Raw genomic sequence first — 227 nt, 5'->3', positions numbered from 1 at the left:
GCTCACGTACCGCTTTAATGGGCGAACAGCCCAACCCTTGGGACCTGCTCCAGCCCCAGGATGCGATGAGCCGACATCGAGGTGCCAAACCTCCCCGTCGATGTGAACTCTTGGGGGAGATAAGCCTGTTATCCCCGGGGTAGCTTTTATCCGTTGAGCGACGGCGCTTCCACTCGCAACCGCCGGATCACTAAGCCCGACTTTCGTCCCAGCTCGACCTGTAAGTC

Annotated in this window: 1 rRNA gene; it reads right to left on the bottom strand. The window is 59.5% G+C overall.

Annotation, left to right across the window (positions count from 1 at the left end):
• Nucleotides 1-227: ribosomal RNA gene (locus BUB44_RS00015) — 23S ribosomal RNA — on the bottom strand; the annotation flags it as partial.

The organism is Desulfofundulus australicus DSM 11792 (assembly GCF_900129285.1).
GTDB classification, from domain to species: domain Bacteria; phylum Bacillota; class Desulfotomaculia; order Desulfotomaculales; family Desulfovirgulaceae; genus Desulfofundulus; species Desulfofundulus australicus.
Note: the sequence above shows the minus strand (reverse complement) of the source record. Positions and strands in the feature narration are given on the sequence as shown.